The sequence below is a fragment of the Paenibacillus sp. Soil522 genome (assembly GCF_001428245.1).
Classification (GTDB): Bacteria; Bacillota; Bacilli; order Paenibacillales; family Paenibacillaceae; genus Pristimantibacillus.
Window position 1 is genome coordinate 32,201 of sequence record NZ_LMRV01000040.1, and the last position, 21,181, is coordinate 53,381.

The following is a 21,181-nucleotide window of genomic DNA, read 5'->3' on the forward strand; positions in this document are numbered from 1 at the left end:
AATAAATGGAAATCGTTAGAATATCACCGCGCGGCTATTGCTACGGCGTCGTTGATGCAATGGTGCTTGCTTTGCAAACAGCCAAAAATTTGGAGTTGCCGCGGCCCATCTATATATTAGGCATGATCGTCCATAATGCGCATGTAACGGAAGCATTCGAGCAGGAAGGCGTTATTACGCTTGATGGCGCAAACCGTCTCGATATTTTGGATCAAATTGATAGCGGTACTGTCATTTTCACTGCGCACGGCGTATCGCCGGAGGTTCGCCAGCGCGCCCGTGATAAAGGACTGTCAGTCGTTGATGCGACTTGTCCGGACGTTACGAGAACACATGATTTAATCCGCGCGAAGTCGGCGGATGGCTACCATATTATTTATATTGGCAAGAAGGGCCATCCCGAGCCGGAGGGCGCGATCGGAGTTGCGCCGGAGCAGGTCCATCTTATCGAGCGTGAAGAGGAGATCACTTCACTGAGCATTCCGGAAGGGCGCATCATTATAACGAACCAAACGACGATGTCGCAATGGGATATTCGCCATATCATTAGCCGTCTTCTTGAACGCTATCCTGCGGCGGAGGTTCATAACGAGATCTGCATGGCCACGCAGGTTCGGCAAGAAGCGGTTGCGGAGCAGGCTGGCGAAGCGCAGCTGTGCATCGTCGTCGGAGATCCAAGAAGCAACAACTCTAACCGCCTTGCCCAGGTGTCCGAGGAAATTGCCGGCGTCAAAGCCTACCGGGTATCCGATGTGTCCGAGATCGAGCAGGAGTGGCTCAAAGGGGTTGACCGTGTTGCCGTTACGTCCGGCGCTTCTACCCCGACGCCGCTGACTAAAGAGGTCATTACGTATTTGGAGCAATATGACCATAACAACCCTGATACATGGGAAATCCGCCGTACCGTAAATATGAATAAGCTGCTTCCTAACGTCCGGATTAAGTCAACCAATACGGATTCAGCAACGGCAACAGCAGAGAAGCCTGAATAAATCGCTTACCCCAAAAGTGAGGTGAAACGTATTATCCGTGAGGAACACGAACGAGGAATACGTTTTCCCTCATTTTTTTTAAGAGATGGGTTGACGGGAACGGTCTTCTCTTGTATATTTACTTTAGTGATTAAAAGCGTAGAAGCTACGAAGCATAAAAGCTATAAAGCGTATAAGCGTTGAAGTGCGAATACAATCAAATGAATACTTACAGAGTAAGCTTCATTTTACAAAACTTTTAAGGAGTGATCCCCATGATCGTTATTACTCATTCAAACATTTCAGAAGAACGCATTACAGAAATCGTTTCCCATATTGAAAGAGCCGACGTGCAGGCGCATGTGTCAAGAGGAACCGACCGTACCGTTATTGGAATCATCGGACATGCCGCGCCAACGCTTGCTGAGCATTTGCGCCAGATGAAGGGTGTAGAAAATGTTATCAAAATTTCGAAATCCTACAAGCTTGCAAGCCGCGACTTCCATCCCGACGACACGGTTATCGATATCAAGGGTGTGAAAATTGGCGGAAGCAACCTTGTTATTATGGGTGGCCCATGTGCCGTTGAGACTCCGGAGCAAATCGATGAGATCGCCCGTCTAGTTAAAGCGGCCGGCGGCCATGTGCTTCGCGGCGGCGCGTTCAAGCCGCGTACAGGGCCTTACAGCTTCCAAGGAGTAGGTGTGGAAGGTCTCGTCATGATGGCGGAAGCAGGCAAGAAGCATGGGCTTCTGACGATTACGGAGGTTATGACGCCGGAGTATGTGGACGTTTGCGCGGGATATGCCGACATCCTTCAAGTCGGTACTCGCAACATGCAGAACTTTGACTTGCTCCGCAAGCTGGGCACGATTCAAACGCCAGTGCTGCTGAAGCGCGGATTCAGCTCAACCTATGATGAGTTTTTGAATGCTGCTGAATACATTTTGGCAGGCGGCAATCCGAATGTTATGCTTTGCGAGCGCGGAATCCGAACGTTCGAGACTTACACGCGCAACACGCTCGATTTGTCAGCTATTCCGGTGCTTCAATCGCTTAGCCATCTGCCGGTTATTTCTGATCCGAGCCACGGCACAGGCCGCCGCGAACTGGTAGAGCCAATGTCCAAAGCATCTGTAGCTGCGGGAGCGAACGGGCTAATCGTAGAAATGCATACCGACCCGGACAACTCGATGACTGGTGACGGGGTACAATCGCTATTCCCGGATCAATTCGCTAATCTTCTGAAGGATCTGGAGCAGCTTGCTCCGATCGTCGGCAAACAATTCGATACGCCTAAAGCGCCTGCAGAGGCCTTTAAGAAATGGAAAATCTAATCCAGCTAACGAAAAAGGCTTTGTCATCCTGCGATGGCAAAGCTCTTTTTATGCTTGCTGATTTTTTACAGTTATATATTTGATTAAAACTGAAGATACTATATTATTCAAAGGCTGCGGGGCATTTCATTGCCTATTTAGGAGTAATTGTGAACAACTGTACAAACTTGTAAGTATAGCTCACATAACTCAAAAAATACCTTACATAGCTATTGACGGGGCTTAAGGGCTAGTTTTATAATAACGTCATGGATTTGGAGCAATAATTGAACAATACCTGTTCAACACTACGCTAATGTTCGGAAATGGAGGAAATTATTAATGTCAGTTCAAAATGTTTTGGACAATATTAAAGAAAACAGCATTCAGTTTGTCGATTTCCGCTTCGTGGACCTTCTTGGTCATGCACACCACATCACTCTGCCTGCAGCTGAGGTTGACTCTGATACTTTTGTAAATGGGGTAGCGTTTGACGGTTCTTCCATCCACGGTTTCCGTGGTATCGAGAATTCCGATATGGTTATGATCCCAGACACAGAGTCTGTATTTATCGACCCTTTCACTGATCACCCTACACTGAACATTATGTGTAATATCCATACTCCTGAAGGCGAACGCTATGACCGCGATCCGCGCAGCATCGCTCAAAAGGCTGAAGAATATCTTCAAACAACTGGCATCGGTACGACAGCATTTTTCGCGCCTGAGCCTGAGTTCTTCATTTTCGACGAAGTTCGCTATGAAAGCTCAATGAACGCTTCTTCTTACGTGGTTGAATCCGAGGAAGCTGGCTGGAACACGAACCGTAAAGAAGAAGGCGGAAACCTTGGTTCTAAAGTTCCGGTTAAAGGCGGATACGTTCCAGTAGCTCCGGTTGACTCCCAACAAGACATCCGCAGTGAAATGGTTCGCCTCTTGCAAGAATCGGGCCTTCGCGTTGAACGTCACCACCATGAAGTTGCAACAGCTGGACAAGCAGAAATTAACTTCCGTTTCGATACGCTTACTAAAACAGCTGACAACTTGATGAAATTCAAATATATCATTCACAACACTGCTCGCCAATATGGCAAAACGGCTACTTTCATGCCGAAGCCATTGTTCGGTGACAACGGTAGCGGTATGCACGTTCATACTTCTATCTTCAACGGCGATGCTCCTTTGTTCTACGATAAAGGCGCATATGCAAACCTGAGTGAACTGGCTATGCATTACATCGGCGGCGTGCTTTATCACGCACCGGCTTTGATTGCTATCACTAACCCGAGCACGAACTCGTTCAAACGTTTGGTGCCTGGTTATGAAGCTCCAGTTAACCTTGTATTCTCCAAAGGTAACCGTTCTGCAGCGATCCGTATTCCGATTGCAGCTGTAACGCCTAAAGGTTGCCGTATTGAGTTCCGTACACCGGATAACACGGCTAACCCTTACCTTGCATTTGCAGCGATGCTGCTTGCTGGTTTGGACGGCATCAAGCGTAAACTTGATCCAGTTGCTCTTGGCTACGGTCCTTTCGACAAAAACATTTACGAATTGCCGGAAGAAGAGAAAAAAGAAATTCGCAGCGTTCCTGGAACGCTTGACGAAGCGCTTAACGCTCTTGAAGCTGATTCCGAATTCTTGACTGAAAGCGGCGTGTTCACGAAAGAATTTATCGATAACTATGTAGCAATCAAACGTCAAGAAGCTAAAGCAGTTGCAATCCGTATTCATCCGCATGAGTTCAGCCTTTACTACGATTGCTAATCCAATCGTTAGGATTTATACGAAACGGGTCCTTACAGGGCCCGTTTTTTTATTGATTATGAAGGAATTATGAATAAAAACCGAATGTTTGTTGTCAGTAATTTGACATACGTTCGACTTTTTGTTTTTTGAAAATGTGGAATACACTTGATGCGGCCCTTCAAAATTGCTATCATAACCATATCATATATAACGAAACAGAGGTGGGTATCCGAAGATGACAAGAGCGTTTAATTTTAATGCAGGACCAGCCGCAATACCACTTGAGGTACTGAAGCAAGCGCAGGAGCAATTTGTCGATTATAAGGGTGCAGGCATGTCCATTATGGAAATGTCTCACCGAAGCGCATTGTACGAGCAAGTAAACAATGAATCGCAAGCCTTGCTGCGCGAACTGTTCGGCATTCCAGACAATTATCATGTGCTCTTACTGCAAGGCGGTGCAAGCACACAATTTGCAATGCTTCCGCTAAACCTGCTTCGTCCTGGAAAACCGGGAGCTTACGTCATGACAGGAGCTTGGGCTGAAAAAGCGCTGAAAGAAGCGAAACTTGTCGGAGAAACGGTTATTGCCGCTTCGACAGAAGCTGACAAATTTATGCGTATGCCGACAATGTCTGAAATTGAAGTTCCAAACCATGCTTCCTATCTTCACCTTACTTCGAATGAAACGATCGGCGGAACGCAATTCAATGAGTTTCCGGACACAGGAGATATACCTCTTATCGCCGATATGTCGAGTGATATTTTGAGCAGACCAATTGATGTAAGCAAATTCGGCGTTATTTATGCCGGCGCGCAAAAAAACCTGGGACCATCGGGGGTTACCGTTGTCATCATTCGTGACGATCTTGTCAAAGAAAGCCCGAAAACGATTCCGGCCATGTTCCGTTACGAAACGCATGCGAAGAGCAGCTCGCTTTATAACACACCGCCGTCTTTCTCGGTATACATGGTGAATCTGGTGCTGCAATGGATCAAGGACAAAGGCGGAGTTGCTCAGCTTGAGCAATACAACCGAGACAAAACGAAGTTTATCTATGATGCAATCGATCAAAGCAGCGGTTTCTACCTGGGCTGCGCGCAGCCTCAAAGCCGTTCTAACATGAATATCACATTCCGTATTCACAGTGAAGAGCTGGAGAAGCTGTTCATTAAAGAATCGGAGAAGGAAGGTTTCGTAGGATTGAAGGGACATCGCGATGTAGGCGGTCTGCGGGCTTCAACCTATAACGCTGTGCCGCTGGAAAGCTGCCAGGCGCTTACGCAGTTCATGATCGATTTCCAAAAACGGAACGGTTAATAAACCGTTTACCCCTTTCTAAAAAATAGCTGGGGTAGAAAAAAACCGCCCTCACCTTCTGAAAAAGAAGGGCAGGGCGGTTTTCGTTTGTTGAAAAACATGACTAAATTCGTTTAAGCTATAAGGCGTCTATGCTTGCGCAACTGTGTTCTCGGCTGCATAAGGCCCATTCAGCTTGTAGCCAACATTGCGCACGGTCATAATGTATTCAGGCGTGCGTGCGTTTTTCTCGATTTTGTCACGCAGATGGCTGATATGCACGTCGACGATTCTGGTATCGCCAAGGAAATGATAATCCCAAACCCCATGAAGCAGCTGCTGGCGGCTGAGCACTTTTCCTTTGTGGCGGCAGAGGAACAACAGCAGCTCGAATTCCTTTGGCGTAAGCTCAACAGGCTTGCCTTCGATGAATACTTCTCGCTGCTCGACCCTGACGTTCAAACGGCCGATGTCGAAAGCGGTATCGTCTGCGATGCCCGGCAGTGATTGAACGCGGCGCAGGATGGCTTGAATGCGGGATACAAGCTCTTGCGGGCTAAAGGGCTTCGTCATATAGTCATCGGCTCCGTTGTCGAGTCCGGCTATTTTATCTGTCACGTCTTGCAGCGCGGTGAGCATTACGATCGGTACTGCATTGCTTTGCTTGCGCAGCTCGCGGCAAACTTGAATTCCGTCCATTTTTGGCAGCATGAGGTCTAGAACAATTAAATCAGGACGAAAAGGCTTTAGCATGTCGAATACAGCTTCACCATCACCAACGCAACGCACATCATAGCCTGCCAGCTTTAAATTAAATTCAATCAACATCGAAATTGATGGCTCATCATCCACGACCAAAATCTTTTTTCGCATCGTTCAGCTCTCCTTCATGTGTTTCCGCCTATTATGGTTCCTATTATGAAGGTGGAAATTATGCTTGAGATTAACGGTACGTAAAGTGGGTGTAAAAATATTGAGCGTTTTCGTGTATAATAGGCAAAATGAGAGGTGAGATAGAAAGCTATGCCATTTCATATCGTATTGGTAGAACCGGAAATTCCGGCAAACACAGGCAACATTTCGCGTACCTGTGCTGCAACCGGCACGCATTTGCATTTAGTAAGGCCGCTTGGCTTTGATACGGATGACCGTACCTTGAAGCGGGCGGGGCTCGATTACTGGCATTCGGTACATATTGAGTATCATGATTCCTTCGAAGAGGTGCTTGCCAGCCATCCGGAAGGTCGTTTTTTCTATGCGAGTACAAAAGCGACTAAGCAGTATTCACAATTCAAGTACCGGGATGGCGATTTCTTCGTATTTGGCAAAGAAACGAGAGGGTTGCCGCAGGAGCTTATAGATGCGAATCTGGAAACCTGTATTCGAATGCCGATGACAGATACAGTGCGATCACTTAATTTGTCCAATTCTGCAGCAATCATTTTGTATGAAGCGCTTAGACAAAATGATTTTCCAGGACTTGAATAAAAAAAGTTACGCTATTTGTAATTTTTTGTAATTAATTTGTCTGAAAATGAAGATTTATTGCAGGATATTAAGAAATTATTAAAATTAGGAAGGAAAAGCCGAAGTACCATCGAAACACTATACGCAGAGGTTTCTCAGAGATGACTTGCGAAACCAGACACAGAAGAGGTGAAAGTGATGAAACCAGCAGGTGTAGTAAGGAAAGTGGACCAACTCGGCCGAATTGTACTTCCAAAATCATTACGTAAACGTTATTTGATGAACGAGGGCGATCCCGTTGAAATTTTCGTCCAAGGTGACCATATTATTTTGGAGCGTTACCGTCCAAAATGCGTTTTTTGCGGTTCTATGGTTGAAGTTCGTGAGTTCAAGGATCGCTACGTTTGTGGCGTGTGTATGGAAGAAATGGCAGAGCTGCAAAGCTAACCATCGTTTGGTCTGCTATTTTAACGAAAAGAAGCTTCCCGTTTTGAGCGCATGCGCTCTGCGGGAAGCTTCATTTGTTTGAAATATGAGGAAGTATAAGCTTCAAACTTATACCGCCTTATACTTCACAGCGGAACGAATAGTTGCCGAAATGCTCGGCTGCAGTCGTCTACGCTTGCCATAAGCTCAACATTGCAGGCTTATAGTCCTTTTGTTTTGTCTTCATTGTAGGAGCTGGTCAACATCGCCGTAATGAACAATGCAAACACTGTCATGACAATAATAAAGTTCATCTGTGGGACACCTCCAAGCATACTGTCTTTTATTATAACCAACGTCAGCTAAAAAGAAAACTTTAAAAGTTGTGAACACATTGTTAACATAGAGAGTATGAGCATAGCGAGCCTTTAAAGCTTGCAAGGAGGAGCATACAATATGAATTATCGTTTTTCATCCAGAGTATCACAGTTAAAGTCGTCAGCGGTCAGAGATATTTTGAAGCTGACGCAAGGGAAAGATATGATCTCGTTTGCCGGCGGTCTTCCCGCAGAGGAACTATTCCCGGTACAAGCGGTGCGTGAAGCGGCTGACCGCGTTTTTACGGCAGGAGCAAGCGCTTTGCAATACGGCTTAACGGAAGGGTACTTGCCGCTGCGCGAGCAGCTTTGTGAGCGAATGGCGGCTAAGCAAATGCATGTTAACCCGGAGCAAATGATTTTGACGACAGGCTCGCAGCAAGCGATAGATTTGCTGATTGGCGTACTTACGGAGCCTGGAGATGCCGTGTTGGTTGAGAAGCCCACTTATTTGGCAAGCCTGCAGGTGTTTGCGCTGCATGGATTAAAGGTTATAGCGGCGGAGAGCGACGAGCATGGCATTATTCCTGAGGATGCGGAGCGGCTCATTCGCGAGCATCGTCCTAAGCTGCTCTATGCGGTGCCGACGTTCGGAAATCCGACGGGTCGTGTCTGGAGCGTGGAGCGAAGGAAGAAGCTGCTGGCCCTATGCAAGGAAAATCAAATGCCAATCATAGAAGATGATCCCTATGGGGATATTAAATTCGATGATAACGAGCAATTTCCGACGCTGCTGGCGCTTGATGGTCAAGTGGAGCGGGGAACCGTCTTCTATACAAGCACGTTCTCCAAAACGGTAGCGCCTGCACTTCGAACGGGATGGGCAATCGGGGATAGCAGTGCAATCAGTATGGTGGCTAAAGCAAAGCAAGCGGCCGACCTCCATTCGAGCGCGATCGATCAGCAAATTTTGAGCCAGCTGCTTTCAGGCTTTAAGCTGGATGATCATATACGGCTTATTTCCAAATCATACGGTGAGCGGATGCTTGAAATGCATGAGCTTCTGAAGCGGCAGGGGCTGAGGGATGTCACGTGGGTGAAGCCGAAAGGCGGCATGTTCCTATGGCTGGAGCTGCCTGACGGTCTCGACGCAGAGGCGCTCCTTCGGTGTGCGGTTCAGAAGGGGGTTGCGTTCGTGCCGGGCAGCTCGTTCTATGCCGATCAGCCACAGCGCAACACCGCCAGACTGAACTATACGTACAATACAGGAGAGCGTACGAAGCAGGGCGTTGAGCGCTTCGTAGAGGCGCTGGGCGAATTTACGGCGAGGAGCTGACGGATGCCGCCCATTCGGCTATCACATCGCCGTATTCGGATAATGCAGCCGCGCCTTCCGGACGAAGGCTGTATTTTCCCCGGGCGATACGTTCGAACCAGCCGTAATAATTGTTGCGCAGCGTTTCGCCGCTGTGCCTGTAGCCTGTAATGGCGGCCACCTGACTCGGAGCCAGCGGACCCGATGTATGAAGCGCGTAGGCGCAGCGGAGCGCCTTCTCGCGGTAGGCGGTAACAAGCTTGCGCCCGGTACTGCCGCCGACGTTGTAGTCGCCGCTGCGCTCTCTGAATTCAGTGAGCAGCTGTGCTTGCTTCTTGCGCCTTACGCCGCGCTGGGGCGGGTCGCCCGGCTGGCAGAGCAGCTCGATGACCGGCGGTTTTGTTTTGTAGAACGTAACGGTCATGAGCCCAAGGCCCAGCATCCGGCAAAGCTCAGTCAAATCACCGAAGCGCTGGTTGTGGGCGCCGCTTTTCTTTCGGTTCCGTTCAACGGCAAGCACGACTTGGCTATTCAAACGCAGACGTTCAACCCCTTGCAGCAGCAAGGCGAGGTTGAACGTTTTTTTCATTTCGACAATTATTGTTTCGGCGCTGCCTGGATGAACCGCAACCAAATCGCAATGAAGCACCTCGCTTTTTACAGTAAAGCCAAGCTGCTCGTAGTACTGTTTTATAGGTTTGTAAAGCTCTTCTTCGCGTGCAACTGCCACGTTTGCTTTCTCCTCTCCAAACGATCCTAAAGAAGCTTATGCCCCCATTATAGCAAAGGATTTTATGAGCTTGTCGTATTTTGATGGATGAAGGACAAAAATAGTGTGCAATTATCTCCCCGAATAAGCATAGGAATGTAATACCTCAATAAAAGTTGGCACCACTTGATAGAGCGTCTAGAAACAAATCCCGGGCGTAGAACGATTAGTGGAATGCGGAAGCGATGGGAGGAGGCACGGTATGGACATTTTCAAGCGAATATCGGAGTATCAGGCTGAGAGCGAGAAGCTCGCATGGACAGGAACATTCAAGGATTACATTGAATTGCTCGGGAAGGACCCGTCCCCGGCCATGACTGCACATTCACGCGTTTATGAAATGATTGAATCTCACGGGGTAGAAGACGTTGGAGGTCACAAGCAGTATAAATTTTTTGATCAAGAAATTTTTGGTTTGGATCGTGCGGTGGAGAAGCTGGTTGAGGAGTATTTCCATTCCTCGGCTCGCAGGCTTGAGGTTCGCAAACGGATATTGTTATTGATGGGGCCTGTTAGCGGAGGGAAGTCAACTATTGTCACGATGCTCAAAAAAGGGCTTGAGCGCTTCTCCAGAACCGAGCGGGGAGCCGTTTATGCGATTAAAGGCTGCCCGATGCACGAGGATCCGCTGCATCTTATCCCTCAAGAGCTTCGTCCTGATATTGAGAAGGAGCTTGGTGTCCGAATTGAAGGAAACCTATGTCCTTCGTGTCAAATGAGGCTGCAGACGGAATACAATGGCGACATTGAAAATGTACTCGTTGAGCGTGTGTTTATTTCGGAGGATAACCGCGTCGGTATCGGCACGTTCAGTCCATCCGACCCGAAATCGCAGGATATCGCGGATCTTACGGGAAGCATTGATTTTTCAACCATAACAGAGTACGGTTCCGAATCCGATCCGCGTGCCTATCGGTTTGACGGTGAGCTTAACAAAGCGAACCGCGGACTGATGGAGTTTCAAGAGATGCTGAAATGCGATGAGAAATTTTTGTGGAACTTGCTCTCGCTGACCCAGGAGGGCAACTTTAAGGCTGGCCGCTTCGCTTTAATAAGCGCCGATGAGCTCATTATTGCGCACACGAATGAATCGGAGTACAAATCGTTTATCAGCAACAAGAAAAACGAGGCGCTGCATTCCAGAATGATCGTCATGCCGATTCCTTACAATTTGAGGGTAACGGATGAAGAAAAGATTTATAAGAAGCTTATCGCTCAAAGCGACATGCGCCATATTCATATTGCCCCTCACGCGCTGCGTGCGGCTGCTATCTTCTCGATCCTGACAAGGCTTAAGGAAACGAAGAAGCAGGGCATGGATTTAGTGAAGAAAATGCGGATGTACGACGGCGAGGAAGTAGAAGGCTTCAAGGAAGCGGACTTGAAGGAGATGCAAAATGAATACTTGGAGGAAGGCATGACGGGCATTGATCCCCGCTACGTCATTAACCGAATCTCCAGTGCGCTGATTAAGCAGGATACACAATGCATCAATGCGCTTGACGTGCTGCGTGCGCTCAAGGAAGGACTGGATCATCATCCTTCTATCACGAAGGAAGAACGTGAGCGATACTTAAATTTCATCTCGGTTGCGCGCAAGGAATACGATCTGCTGGCGAAGAAGGAAATCCAGAAGGCATTTGTATATTCCTATGAGGAGTCTGCCCGCACCTTGTTTGAAAACTACCTGGATAACATTGAATCTTATTGCAACTGGGCCAAAATCAAAGATCCGTTAACCGGGGAGGAGATGGATCCAGACGAGCGCTTAATGCGTTCGATTGAGGAGCAAATCGGCGTTTCCGAAAATGCGAAAAAAGCGTTCCGCGAAGAGATACTGATTCGCATATCGTCGTATTCGCGAAAAGGGAAAAAGTTCGATTTTACGAGTCATGAACGTTTGCGTGAGGCTGTAGAGAAAAAGCTGTTCGCCGATTTGAAGGATATCGTCAAGATTACGACGTCCACCAAAACGCCGGATGAGAGCCAATTGAAGCGAATTAATGAAGTGACGAAGCGGCTTATGGATGAGCACGGGTACTGCAAAGTATGCTCGAATGAACTGCTGCGTTATGTAGGAAGTCTGTTGAACCGGTAATTTAACTGCATAAGCAGGAGAAAAGCTGATAGACAAATGTCTATCGGCTTTTCTGTACGGTTCGGGGTTTAAAAAGATTTTGTAAGACGATACTGATTCTTATGTGTTTTCCGATATAATAGGTGATAGTTGTCGACAAATGTGCTTCAGAGAGTTCTTCCTGAAGGGCAGGAAGTGGTGCATGCTTTGGCGAAATTGTTTAATCTGGATTCGCAATTCGTATGTTCGAATTGGACGAGGGTGCGCAATCTATTGCGGCTGCCGCAATTTCAACCTCGCAATCCCAGGATAAGACGCATACACTAGTAGGAGAGCTCGTGAGGAGAAGGGATACAGTCGAAGCTGCTTGATGGTCGATAAGGTTACGAAGGATTTACAGCAATTAAATCAATCCTAGAAAAAACGCAGCTTAGAAAAAGCAGGAATTCTCTCAGGCGAGAGTTCCTGCTTTCGTGTTATATAAGTTGACACAATTTTCAGATTTTAGTATGATATTCCTAACATTAAGATACAATATCGTTATAATTGTTAAGTTTTTTGACATAAATATAACATAATTGATCAAATGTTAATCAACTCGTACGAAATTGGTGAAGTGCCCATCATGGAGGAGGCGGTTGTCATGTCGACGGCCAAACAGTCGCAAACGCAATATTACGATTCTCAAACCTTTTACGATGAAATGTTCGACAAGGACTTGTCTGTTCGCGCTCACTATGACACCGTTCATCGTGTATTCGGAAGAATGAAGCCGGCAGAGCTTGCAACCCGTCAAAATGCGATTAACCAAAGAATGATGGAGGAGGGGATTACGTTCACGCTGTACAGCGGAGCCCAAAAAGAACCCCTCGAGCGAACGATTCCGTTCGATTTTATTCCCCGCGTTATTCCGAGGCATGAATGGGAAGGGGTAGATCGAGGCGTAAGACAGCGGATTCGTGCTTTGAACGCTTTCGTGCATGATGTTTATCACGGGCAGCGAATTGTGGCTGACGGCATCATTCCACGGAAGATGATCGTTTCAAATACTTATTTCCGTCCGGAAATGGCTGGTCTACATGTTCCTGGCGGTGTATATATTACAGCATCAGGCATTGATTTAATTCGTGACGAGAAAGGCCGTTATTATGTGCTGGAGGATAATTTGCGGTCTCCATCAGGCTTTTCTTACCTCTTCAAGGGTAGAACATTAATGAATGAGCTGTTCCACGATTTATATTTATCGAGTTCAGTACAGAGCATTGACCGCAGCTTAAATTGCTTTTTAAGCTCGCTCCGCGCCCTCTCTCCTAACGGTAAACGTGATCCGCTTATCGTTCTGCTTACGCCAGGTGCTTATAACTCCGCGTATTACGAGCATACCTTTTTAGCGCAGCAAATGGGCATCCACCTCGTTGAAGGCAGAGATCTCGTGTATAAAGACCATAAGATTTATTTGCGCGATATGCGCGGACTTCGTCAGGTCGACGTCATTTACCGCCGCATCGATGATGATTTTCTAGATCCGCTTGCCTTCCAGCCGGATTCCGTCCTGGGCGTACCGGGTTTGATGAATGCTTATCGCGCGGGAAACGTAGCTATTGCGAATGCGCCGGGTACAGGAGTTGCGGATGACAAGGCGGTATACGCGTATGTTCCGGATATGATCCGTTACTATTTGGGAGAAGAGCCCATTTTACACAACGTTCCTACGTACATTTTGTCGCGGAAGGAAGAGCGTGATTACGTGCTTGATCATTTGGATCAGCTCGTTGTGAAAGAAACCTCGCTGTCAGGCGGCTACGGCATGCTGATAGGGCCTAGCGCTACCTCTAAGGAGATTCAAGCATTTGCTGAAGCAATAAAGCGTGAGCCAGGACGCTATATCGCACAGACGACGATGAAGCTGTCCCGCGCTCCGGTTATGGTTGACGGAGCCATGACGCCTCGTCATATTGATTTACGTGCTTTTGCATTAATGGGAGAGGAGACGCATGTCATTCCGGGAGGCTTAACGCGTGTTGCAATGAAGGAAGGGTCGCTTGTAGTCAACTCTTCACAGGGCGGCGGAGTCAAGGATACGTGGGTGCTTAACCGATAATTATAAGGAGGGAATGCTATGCTGAACCGGAATGCAGAGGCATTATTTTGGATCGGACGCTATATGGAACGTGCTGAAAATCATGCCAGGTTGATTGATGTTCATTATCATCTTCAGGTTGAAGATTCATCAATGAGCATGGAAGGAATGCCGGAGGGCGTAGCAGCCGAGCCCAGCTCAAAGTGGGCAAGAATCGTCGATGCCTTAGGCAGCCGGGAAGCCTATGAACAGCAATACGGCAGCTATAATGAACGGGATGTGCTTTTTTACACGACGCTGGATCGTGATAATTCGAATTCGCTTGTTTCATGCGTTAGCCATGCCCGCGGCAACCTGCGAACGCTGCGCGAGAAGGTGCCGAGCGAAATGTGGGATGCGACGAATGCGTTCTATTTATGGCTTCGCGAGAAGCAGCCGGATGATCTGCTGCGCGAGTCTCCGCATTTGTTCTTCGGAAGGATTAAGGAATGGACGGCTTTGTTTCAAGGCGTCAGCCAATCCGTCATGCCGAGAGAGAACGAATGGCATTTCATCGAGTGCGGCCGATATTTGGAACGCTCGGAGAATACGCTGCGCATCATTAAAGCGGTAGGCAATGCGGCAAGCGGCGAAGGCTGGAACAGCGCGAGCGCTTATCCGTATTTGCAGGCCGTATTACGTTCCGTGAGCGGCTATCAGGCGTTCCGCCGATATTATGCGGACGGCATTTCCGTCGAATCAATCATTGAATTCGTCGTGCTCAATAGCGCTTTTCCCCGTTCCCTTCATTTTGCGCTTCATACGCTTGATGGTCATATGCGGCATATCGAGCTGCAGGATAAGCAGCTGCGGACGGCGCATGAACGTGTAATTCGGCAAGTTAGCAAAGTAAAAGCAGATTTGGCGTGCTTGGAGCGGGAGGATATGGTAATCGATCGCGGCGGAACGATCGTTGCGCATTTGCTTGACGCATGCCAGCAGCTTGGGCTCACTTTTGCTAAAACCTTTTTTCGCATGGGGGAGGCAAGCGCATGAAGCTGAGTATTTCACATGTGACGCAATACGAGTACGCGGATACGGTTACGGACAGTGTCAATGAAATTAGGCTGACTCCGAGCACGAATGAAAGACAGTCCTGCTATCAGCAAGCGATCGCCATTGAGCCGAATGCCTCTTTATTCAGCTATGAGGATTATTTCGGCAACCGGGTGCATGCCTTCTCGGTGAACGGGCCGCATAAGCGGCTTACGATACGCACATCTATGACTGTCGTTACGAAGCAGGCGCCATCACCTGAGGAGCGCGCGCAATATTTAAGCAAGCGGCCGCCGGAGCAGGCGTGGAATTGGCTGAGGACGGAAGAAGCGGCTAACCGTTTTACGGAATTTTTGCTGACGACTGAATATACGGCCGTAACGACCGAAGTGGAGCAATTTACCCGTGAAATTTCTGAGTTTTATGAAAGTGGCCAAGCTAGCGTACTGGACTGGCTGAGCGCATTATCGACGAAAATTCGAGCCGAATTTATTTATGATCCGGAAGCGACTGACGTTAAAACCAAAACATCAGACATGTTCTTAAGCAAGCGAGGCGTGTGCCAGGATTTTGCGCATTTGATGATCGCAAGCTGCAGGGCGATCGGTATTCCAGCCAGATATGTGAGCGGCTATCACTTTGTCGGAGATTTGCAGGGCGGAAGCGCGGATTTCGAGCAGGCTTCGCATGCTTGGGTCGAAGCCTTTGTGCCGGGGCTTGGCTGGTGCAGCTTTGATCCAACGAATGTCGACCCTGTCGGCGAGAGATATGTGAAGCTGGGGCATGGACGCGATTATAAGGATATCGTACCGGTAAAGGGTGTATACAGAGGCACAGGCGAGCAAGTGCTGCATGTAACGGTCGATGTAAGAAATGTTGAGGACTAATAGATGAATAGGCAAAAATAAAAAGAACAGTAATCCGCAATTTCAGCTTGCGGCCGACTGTTCTTTTTATTTTGTTTAAGCAATTTGGGAGTATTTAGCTGCTTTTGCCAGGTATGATTAACCGGGATTTGCAAATCTTATAATAATGAATCAGACCGGCATTAAACAGGAGGTGTAAAGTGTGAATAAACAGATGAAGCCCGTCGTTGTTTCGTTAATGGTTCTTGCATTAGGTCTTTCCATGACTGCATGCGGACAAGGCTATATGGCGAAAGAAAATGCGGTCCGTGTAAAAAATCGCCTTGAATCGAAGATGATGACATACCGGGACAACTTTACGGACAATAGGATGAATAAGTTCGATAACCGGATGAATACGCTGGATCACAGAAGAAACCTGGCGAATCCTTCGAGAAGCGCCAAGCAGCTTGCAAATCGCGCTGACAAAGTGCCGGGAGTAAGCAAGGCTACTGTCGTTATTCATAAAAATGATGCGATAATCGGTCTTGATGTGGACAATACGGGTAAAAAAGCAATCATTGAAAAGCAGGTGTACGCTGCCTTAAAAGGCCAATATCCGGAGTATACCATTTATGTAACCTCTGAAGGACGTATCCATCAAAAAATAAGGTCGCTTAACGTTAGTATGAATAATGGGCATCCCTTGAAAACATTAGCTAATGACGTAACTATTATTATCCGGAATATCGGTGAAACGGTAACCGCCCCGCTGCGGTAAAGATAGATGGAACGGCAGCTTCTCTGGAGCTTCCGGATCCTTATAGAGCTTAAGTACGACTAGGATATTATCGTTTGATTAAAGGAATGGCAGACTGGCGTCTCCTTTTTGATGCTGGCCTGCCATTCCTGTTTTCTATGCATCCATTTTTCCGGTTGACAATCGCAAAAACGAGCTATAAAATAAAAAAAGTAATGTGTAACCGATTACATATCTGAAATGAAAAACTAATGCGAACAAAGAGGTGCAACAAATGAACAAACCGAAAATTACGGTTATCGGAAGCATGAATATAGATATGGTTACAGAAACGGATATCATGCCAAATCAAGGCGAGACGATATTTGGTAGCGTTTTCTCCAGCTTTACTGGCGGAAAAGGAGCTAATCAAGCTGTTGCTTGTGCACGTCTTGGCGCACATGTGACGATGGTAGGATGCGTTGGCGAGGATTCTTTCGGCAAGCAGCTTATGGAAGCTCTGGAGAAGGAAAGCATTGATACAAAGAATGTGAAAACGGTTCCTCATATAACTACAGGCGTAGCTTCGATTACCGTATGCGACAACGATAACCGAATTATTGTTATACCCGGCGCAAACCATTGCCTGCTGCCGGACGATGTTTTTTCCTTGAAGGAAATCATTGCGGGTTCGGATATTGTGCTGCTGCAGCAGGAGATTCCATTTATTACAGTGGAAGCATCCATTAAGCTGGCGAATGAGCTGGGCGTTTCGGTTATTTTAAATCCTGCGCCCGCCGTCAAGCTGCCTAAGGAGCTGCTGGAGATGATTCATATCATTACGCCGAACGAATACGAGCTTGCCATATTGCTAGGCTTGGACGACAAGCAGGAACGCACGTATGAGCAGCTGATTGAGCTGTATCCGCACCGTATCGTCATGACCGGCGGCAGCAAGGGCGCATTTTACAAAACAAATGACGGTCAGATCAGACAACAGCCGGGGAGAAAGGTAGAAGCAGTCGACACGACCGGCGCAGGCGATACCTTTAACGGCGCATTGGCCGTTAGGCTGAGCGAAGGCTCGACGCTGGAGGAGGCGGTAAGGTTCGCAGTCTCTGCCAGTGCATTGTCGGTAACCAAGCTTGGTGCTCAGAGCGGAATGCCATTACGCACTGAAGTCGAGCGTTTTATGGAAATTCAGCCCTAATCGGGTAGGCTGATTCGTGAAAGGATTATGTCATTTATGACTACAATTAGAGATGTAAGCAAGCTGGCCGGCGTGTCCGTCGCCACCGTATCCCGCCTGCTGAATCAAAGCGGCTATGTCAGCAAGGAAGCGGAGACCGCCGTCATGTCTGCGATACAAAAGCTGAATTATAAGCCTAATACTATTGCAAGAAGCTTAGCGGGCAAAAAGACTGCAGCCATCGCTTTAATGGTGCCAGACATTTTAAACCCGTTTTTTCCCGAAATAGCCCGCGCAGCCGAGGATGCCGCAGCGGCTCAAGGCTATACGCTCGTGCTGTGCAATACGGACAATAATCCGGACAAAGAAAAGAAGTATATAGAAACACTGATTAACAAGCAAATTGACGGTATTATTATTTCATCCTATACGGTTCTTCCCCAGCAGATCATTGCCTTGCAGGACCGTTCCATTCCGATTGTAGCCATCGACAAATCCTTTTCTGATTATCCGATCCTTTCGGTTACGGCCGCTAACCGTCATGGCGGCGAGATGGCTGTACAGCATCTTTTATCTGGCGGCTGTCGCAAGATTGCTCATATTTCCGGTCCCGCGCATGTGCATTCCTCCAGGGAGAGGACGCTTGCTTATGAGAGTGCGTGCAGAGATTTACCGTGGTTTGTGCCAAGTCTGATTGGTTATGGCAACTTCAACGTTGCAGGCGGTTATGAGGCGATGAAGGAAATTTACAAACAGCATCCTGATTTGGACGGCGTGTTTGCAGGCAATGATCTGATGGCCGCCGGAGCCTTGAAGGCGTTAATGGAGCTCGGAGCAGCGGTGCCGGAGCAAGTGAAGCTAATCGGCTTCGACGGGATTCGAATGGATATGGTGTACCCTGAAATTACAACGATATCCCAACAGATTTACTCGATGGGCAAAACCGCGACGGACTATTTGATCCGGTTAATCAACAATGAGCCTGTCGAGCGGAAAAATTACGAGCTTGACGTGGAGCTATTGCAAAAGGCAACGACCTGACATCCCGTGCGGTATCATTAAAAATCTGCTTGGCCTGTGTAACTGCAGTTCCTCTATCGGGACAGCAGGTCGCGGGCTCTTCTTCGTACGTTCTCCCGCGATTTATCGTATTCTACTCGGAAGTATTTTTCTCAATATCACTATCTTGCTCTTATATTCGATTATCCGTACAAATGTATGCCGGTGAGGTATATTACTTACTATGTGATTAACGTGGGACTTTTTGCAGCCTTATTTATCGTCCTATAAAGAATATGATATCCGTTTTGGAGTAGTCATGCTTCTAGATTTTTATATTGATGAAGAATATATTGGCAGAGTTTTGCCGTTGCTCGATAACGTTGAACGTGAAGGCTACTATGTCAAGATGGCGGTTGCTTGGGCCATATCGATCTGCTATGTGAAGCTTCCTGAGCCTACGATGCATTATTTGAAGAACAATTCATTGGATGATTTCACATTCAACAAAGCTTTGCAAAAAATTACAGAATCTTACCGTGTGGATCAGTCTGCCAAAAATATAATTCGCAGCATGAAGCGATTATAAATAAAAGAACAAGCAGCCTATCATTTGTTTTTACAAATGAGAGGCTGCTTCGCTGTGTATCGTTCTGCTAGACGATCAGGCATGCTGTAAAACGCCATCGAGAAGTACGCCGTTCTGCTCCAATTGCAACAGCTTCGTTTTCATATCTATGCCGCCGCGATAGCCGGTTAAAGCGCCGTTTTTCCCGATAACACGATGACAAGGAACGGTAATCAAAACGGGATTTGCACCAATGGCGGCACCGACTGCGCGAACGGCGGCCGGTTTTTGAATCTGCTCGGCAATATCCGAATAAGATTTGGTTTGCCCATAAGGAATGGTGCAAAGCGCGTTCCACACGGCCAGCTGAAAAGGCGTTCCGGAAAAATCGAAGGGCATAGTAAAGCTTTTGCGCAAACCCTGCAAATATTCGATAAGCTCATCAGCATAGGGCTGCAGCTTCGCATCTTCCAGAATTAGCATGCTGCCCGGTTTCCGGGCAGCTGACCAGTCTGCCAATTCATCCAACGGGCGATTTTGTGAGCCTACATAACAAAGTCCTTCCGTTGTAGCCGCGATGTGCATATTCCAATTCTCATGCGTTAAAAATGTCCAATAGATCGGCGAAATCAATTGGTTTCCCACTTTCGCTCACCTCCACGAACAGTATAACCCCAAATATAGACGATTGTACGGCTTCTCGAATGTAACAGCAAGATAATGAAATGATAGGCTGTTACGCTTGGAAAATTTACTTAATTCACGAACAATGTTTACTAAACAATATTCGTAAAAACAACTCCTAAAACCTGAATAATGTTGGTTAAATACAAAATTCGATTGTATTAGATTATTTTTTTTCGTAATCAAGAATGATATTGACAATGAAAGCGTTTTATTGATAATATTAATTTGCAGAGATTAGTAAACATTAAGTAAACAAAAAAGTCGTTACAAGTTAGTGGGGATATAGATCATGTCAACGATAAGAGATATTGCTCGCGAAGCTCTAGTGTCCGCGGCTACCGTGTCCAGGGTGCTTAATGAAGACCATACGCTTTCGGTATCCGACGAAACGAGGACTAGAGTGCTCTCAGTCGCGCAAAAGTTGGAATATGACCTCTCAAGAAGGAAGAAAAAGAACTTGCCGGAGAAGCAGGGGACAGAGAAAGCCGGGATCGGTCTTCTGGTATGGTGCCCACCCGAAAAAGAGTTCGAGGATCCCTATTTTCATTCCATTCGTCAAGGAATTGAAAAGCAGCTGCTCGATCTGGGCATAGAAGTGTTTAAGGTATATCGGCTGAACGGACAGCTGCCGGAAAATGATTTAAATGAACTCGAAGGTTTGATTGTGATCGGAGTGGCTTCTGACTTAATAGGACGAATATTTACCCGGGACGACCGGGTCGTCTTCGTCAACCACTCGCCGGATGAAGAGCGTTACGATGCTGTCGTTTCCGATTTCAGGCAGGCCACTGAAAAGGCGCTTGGCCATCTATTTCAGAAGGGGTACGAGAGAATCGGGTTTATAGGAGGTAGGGAGCATCTCCATCGGCTAAATGGGGATAAGACGGATATCGTGGAACAACGCTGGCTGAACTACGAAAGGATATTGAAGCAGAAAGGATTGTTCCGATCTGAAGATGTTCATTTTGGAGAATGGTCTATCACAGAAGGATATCGCCTAATGAAAGCGGCGATCAAGCAGGGTAACCTTCCGCAAGCGTTTTTCATAGCAAGTGACCCACTCGCGATAGGTGCACTGAAAGCACTTCAGGAGGCAGAGATCTCGGTTCCTCAGCAAGTGGCGCTCATCGGCTTCGATGACATTGAAATGGCTTCCTTCGTAAGCGTGCCATTAACAACGGTCAAAATATTCACGGAACAAATGGGCAGGACGGCGGTTAATCTGCTGATGGAGCGCATTAACGGCAGATCTATTCCAATCAAGGCCGTGATCTCGACTAAGCTTATCGTTCGCGAGAGCTGCGGCGCTTAATTTGTATCGCGATGAGAGGA

The 21,181-nt window shown here is 47.4% G+C and carries 18 protein-coding genes and 1 pseudogene; 16 read left to right on the plus strand and 3 right to left on the minus strand.

The window, feature by feature from the left end; translation table 11 throughout:
- Positions 1 to 5: 5 nt before the first annotated feature.
- From ASG81_RS12510 to serC, 4 genes are all read left to right on the plus strand, one after another.
- Positions 6 to 992 carry a 4-hydroxy-3-methylbut-2-enyl diphosphate reductase gene (locus tag ASG81_RS12510; protein ID WP_056634251.1) on the plus strand — a complete coding sequence of 329 codons (987 nt, stop codon included), beginning with the start codon at positions 6 to 8 and terminating at the stop codon, positions 990 to 992.
- 254 nt (positions 993 to 1,246) lie between these two features.
- The gene (gene aroF, locus ASG81_RS12515; protein ID WP_056634255.1) at positions 1,247 to 2,308 is read left to right on the plus strand and encodes a 3-deoxy-7-phosphoheptulonate synthase; all 1,062 of its coding nucleotides are present in this window, start codon (positions 1,247 to 1,249) and stop codon (positions 2,306 to 2,308) included.
- Between the two features lie 321 nt (positions 2,309 to 2,629).
- Entirely contained in the window at positions 2,630 to 4,054 is a 1,425-nt protein-coding gene (glnA, locus tag ASG81_RS12520) for a type I glutamate--ammonia ligase (RefSeq protein WP_056634257.1), read from the plus strand.
- Positions 4,055 to 4,271: 217 nt separating this feature from the next.
- The gene (gene serC, locus ASG81_RS12525; RefSeq protein ID WP_056634259.1) at positions 4,272 to 5,357 is read left to right on the plus strand and encodes a 3-phosphoserine/phosphohydroxythreonine transaminase; all 1,086 of its coding nucleotides are present in this window, start codon (positions 4,272 to 4,274) and stop codon (positions 5,355 to 5,357) included.
- Between the two features lie 129 nt (positions 5,358 to 5,486).
- On the opposite strand, the gene ASG81_RS12530 is transcribed toward serC, so the two are convergent.
- On the minus strand, positions 5,487 to 6,209 hold the full coding sequence (locus ASG81_RS12530; RefSeq protein WP_056634265.1) for a response regulator transcription factor: 723 nt from the start codon (positions 6,207 to 6,209) through the stop codon (positions 5,487 to 5,489).
- 150 nt (positions 6,210 to 6,359) lie between these two features.
- On the opposite strand from ASG81_RS12530, the gene trmL reads away from it, so the two are divergent.
- The 3 genes from trmL to ASG81_RS12545 all read left to right on the plus strand — a co-directional run bounded on the left by trmL (position 6,360) and on the right by ASG81_RS12545 (position 8,882).
- Positions 6,360 to 6,824, plus strand: coding sequence for a tRNA (uridine(34)/cytosine(34)/5-carboxymethylaminomethyluridine(34)-2'-O)-methyltransferase TrmL (gene trmL / locus ASG81_RS12535; protein ID WP_056634268.1), 465 nt, complete (start codon positions 6,360 to 6,362; stop codon positions 6,822 to 6,824).
- 177 nt (positions 6,825 to 7,001) lie between these two features.
- On the plus strand, positions 7,002 to 7,250 hold the full coding sequence (locus tag ASG81_RS12540; protein ID WP_056634272.1) for an AbrB/MazE/SpoVT family DNA-binding domain-containing protein: 249 nt from the start codon (positions 7,002 to 7,004) through the stop codon (positions 7,248 to 7,250).
- 435 nt (positions 7,251 to 7,685) lie between these two features.
- A complete protein-coding gene (locus tag ASG81_RS12545; RefSeq protein ID WP_056634276.1) occupies positions 7,686 to 8,882 on the plus strand; it encodes an aminotransferase-like domain-containing protein in 1,197 nt (398 codons plus the stop codon).
- Here the strand turns inward: ASG81_RS12545 and ASG81_RS12550 are convergent.
- Positions 8,866 to 9,591, minus strand: a complete 726-nt coding sequence (locus tag ASG81_RS12550) for a DUF2161 family putative PD-(D/E)XK-type phosphodiesterase (protein WP_056634278.1) — start codon at positions 9,589 to 9,591, stop codon at positions 8,866 to 8,868. The genes ASG81_RS12545 and ASG81_RS12550 overlap by 17 nt on opposite strands.
- A gap of 241 nt (positions 9,592 to 9,832) precedes the next feature.
- Between ASG81_RS12550 and ASG81_RS12555 the strand changes: the two genes are divergently transcribed.
- From ASG81_RS12555 to ASG81_RS12590, 8 genes and pseudogenes are all read left to right on the plus strand, one after another.
- Positions 9,833 to 11,728, plus strand: coding sequence for a PrkA family serine protein kinase (locus tag ASG81_RS12555; RefSeq protein WP_056634280.1), 1,896 nt, complete (start codon positions 9,833 to 9,835; stop codon positions 11,726 to 11,728).
- Between the two features lie 622 nt (positions 11,729 to 12,350).
- Positions 12,351 to 13,808, plus strand: coding sequence for a circularly permuted type 2 ATP-grasp protein (locus ASG81_RS12560; protein WP_056634283.1), 1,458 nt, complete (start codon positions 12,351 to 12,353; stop codon positions 13,806 to 13,808).
- An 18-nt stretch (positions 13,809 to 13,826) separates the two neighbouring features.
- The gene (locus tag ASG81_RS12565) at positions 13,827 to 14,822 is read left to right on the plus strand and encodes an alpha-E domain-containing protein (RefSeq protein ID WP_056634286.1); all 996 of its coding nucleotides are present in this window, start codon (positions 13,827 to 13,829) and stop codon (positions 14,820 to 14,822) included.
- Positions 14,819 to 15,709: a transglutaminase family protein gene (locus ASG81_RS12570; RefSeq protein ID WP_056634290.1), complete on the plus strand. Its 891-nt coding sequence runs from the start codon at positions 14,819 to 14,821 to the stop codon at positions 15,707 to 15,709. Before ASG81_RS12565 ends, ASG81_RS12570 begins: the two co-directional genes overlap by 4 nt.
- 181 nt (positions 15,710 to 15,890) lie before the next feature.
- Positions 15,891 to 16,448, plus strand: coding sequence for a YhcN/YlaJ family sporulation lipoprotein (locus tag ASG81_RS12575; RefSeq protein WP_056634293.1), 558 nt, complete (start codon positions 15,891 to 15,893; stop codon positions 16,446 to 16,448).
- A 253-nt stretch (positions 16,449 to 16,701) separates the two neighbouring features.
- On the plus strand, positions 16,702 to 17,616 hold the full coding sequence (gene rbsK, locus ASG81_RS12580; protein WP_056634295.1) for a ribokinase: 915 nt from the start codon (positions 16,702 to 16,704) through the stop codon (positions 17,614 to 17,616).
- Between the two features lie 36 nt (positions 17,617 to 17,652).
- Positions 17,653 to 18,636 carry a LacI family DNA-binding transcriptional regulator gene (locus tag ASG81_RS12585; protein WP_056634298.1) on the plus strand — a complete coding sequence of 328 codons (984 nt, stop codon included), beginning with the start codon at positions 17,653 to 17,655 and terminating at the stop codon, positions 18,634 to 18,636.
- Between the two features lie 214 nt (positions 18,637 to 18,850).
- Positions 18,851 to 19,183 (plus strand): annotated as a pseudogene (locus ASG81_RS12590) (DNA alkylation repair protein); the annotation flags it as partial.
- A gap of 75 nt (positions 19,184 to 19,258) precedes the next feature.
- Here ASG81_RS12590 and ASG81_RS12595 read toward each other — a convergent pair.
- On the minus strand, positions 19,259 to 19,807 hold the full coding sequence (locus tag ASG81_RS12595) for a methylated-DNA--[protein]-cysteine S-methyltransferase (RefSeq protein ID WP_081417302.1): 549 nt from the start codon (positions 19,805 to 19,807) through the stop codon (positions 19,259 to 19,261).
- Between the two features lie 331 nt (positions 19,808 to 20,138).
- Between ASG81_RS12595 and ASG81_RS12600 the strand changes: the two genes are divergently transcribed.
- A complete protein-coding gene (locus ASG81_RS12600; RefSeq protein WP_056634301.1) occupies positions 20,139 to 21,161 on the plus strand; it encodes a LacI family DNA-binding transcriptional regulator in 1,023 nt (340 codons plus the stop codon).
- Positions 21,162 to 21,181: the final 20 nt, after the last annotated feature.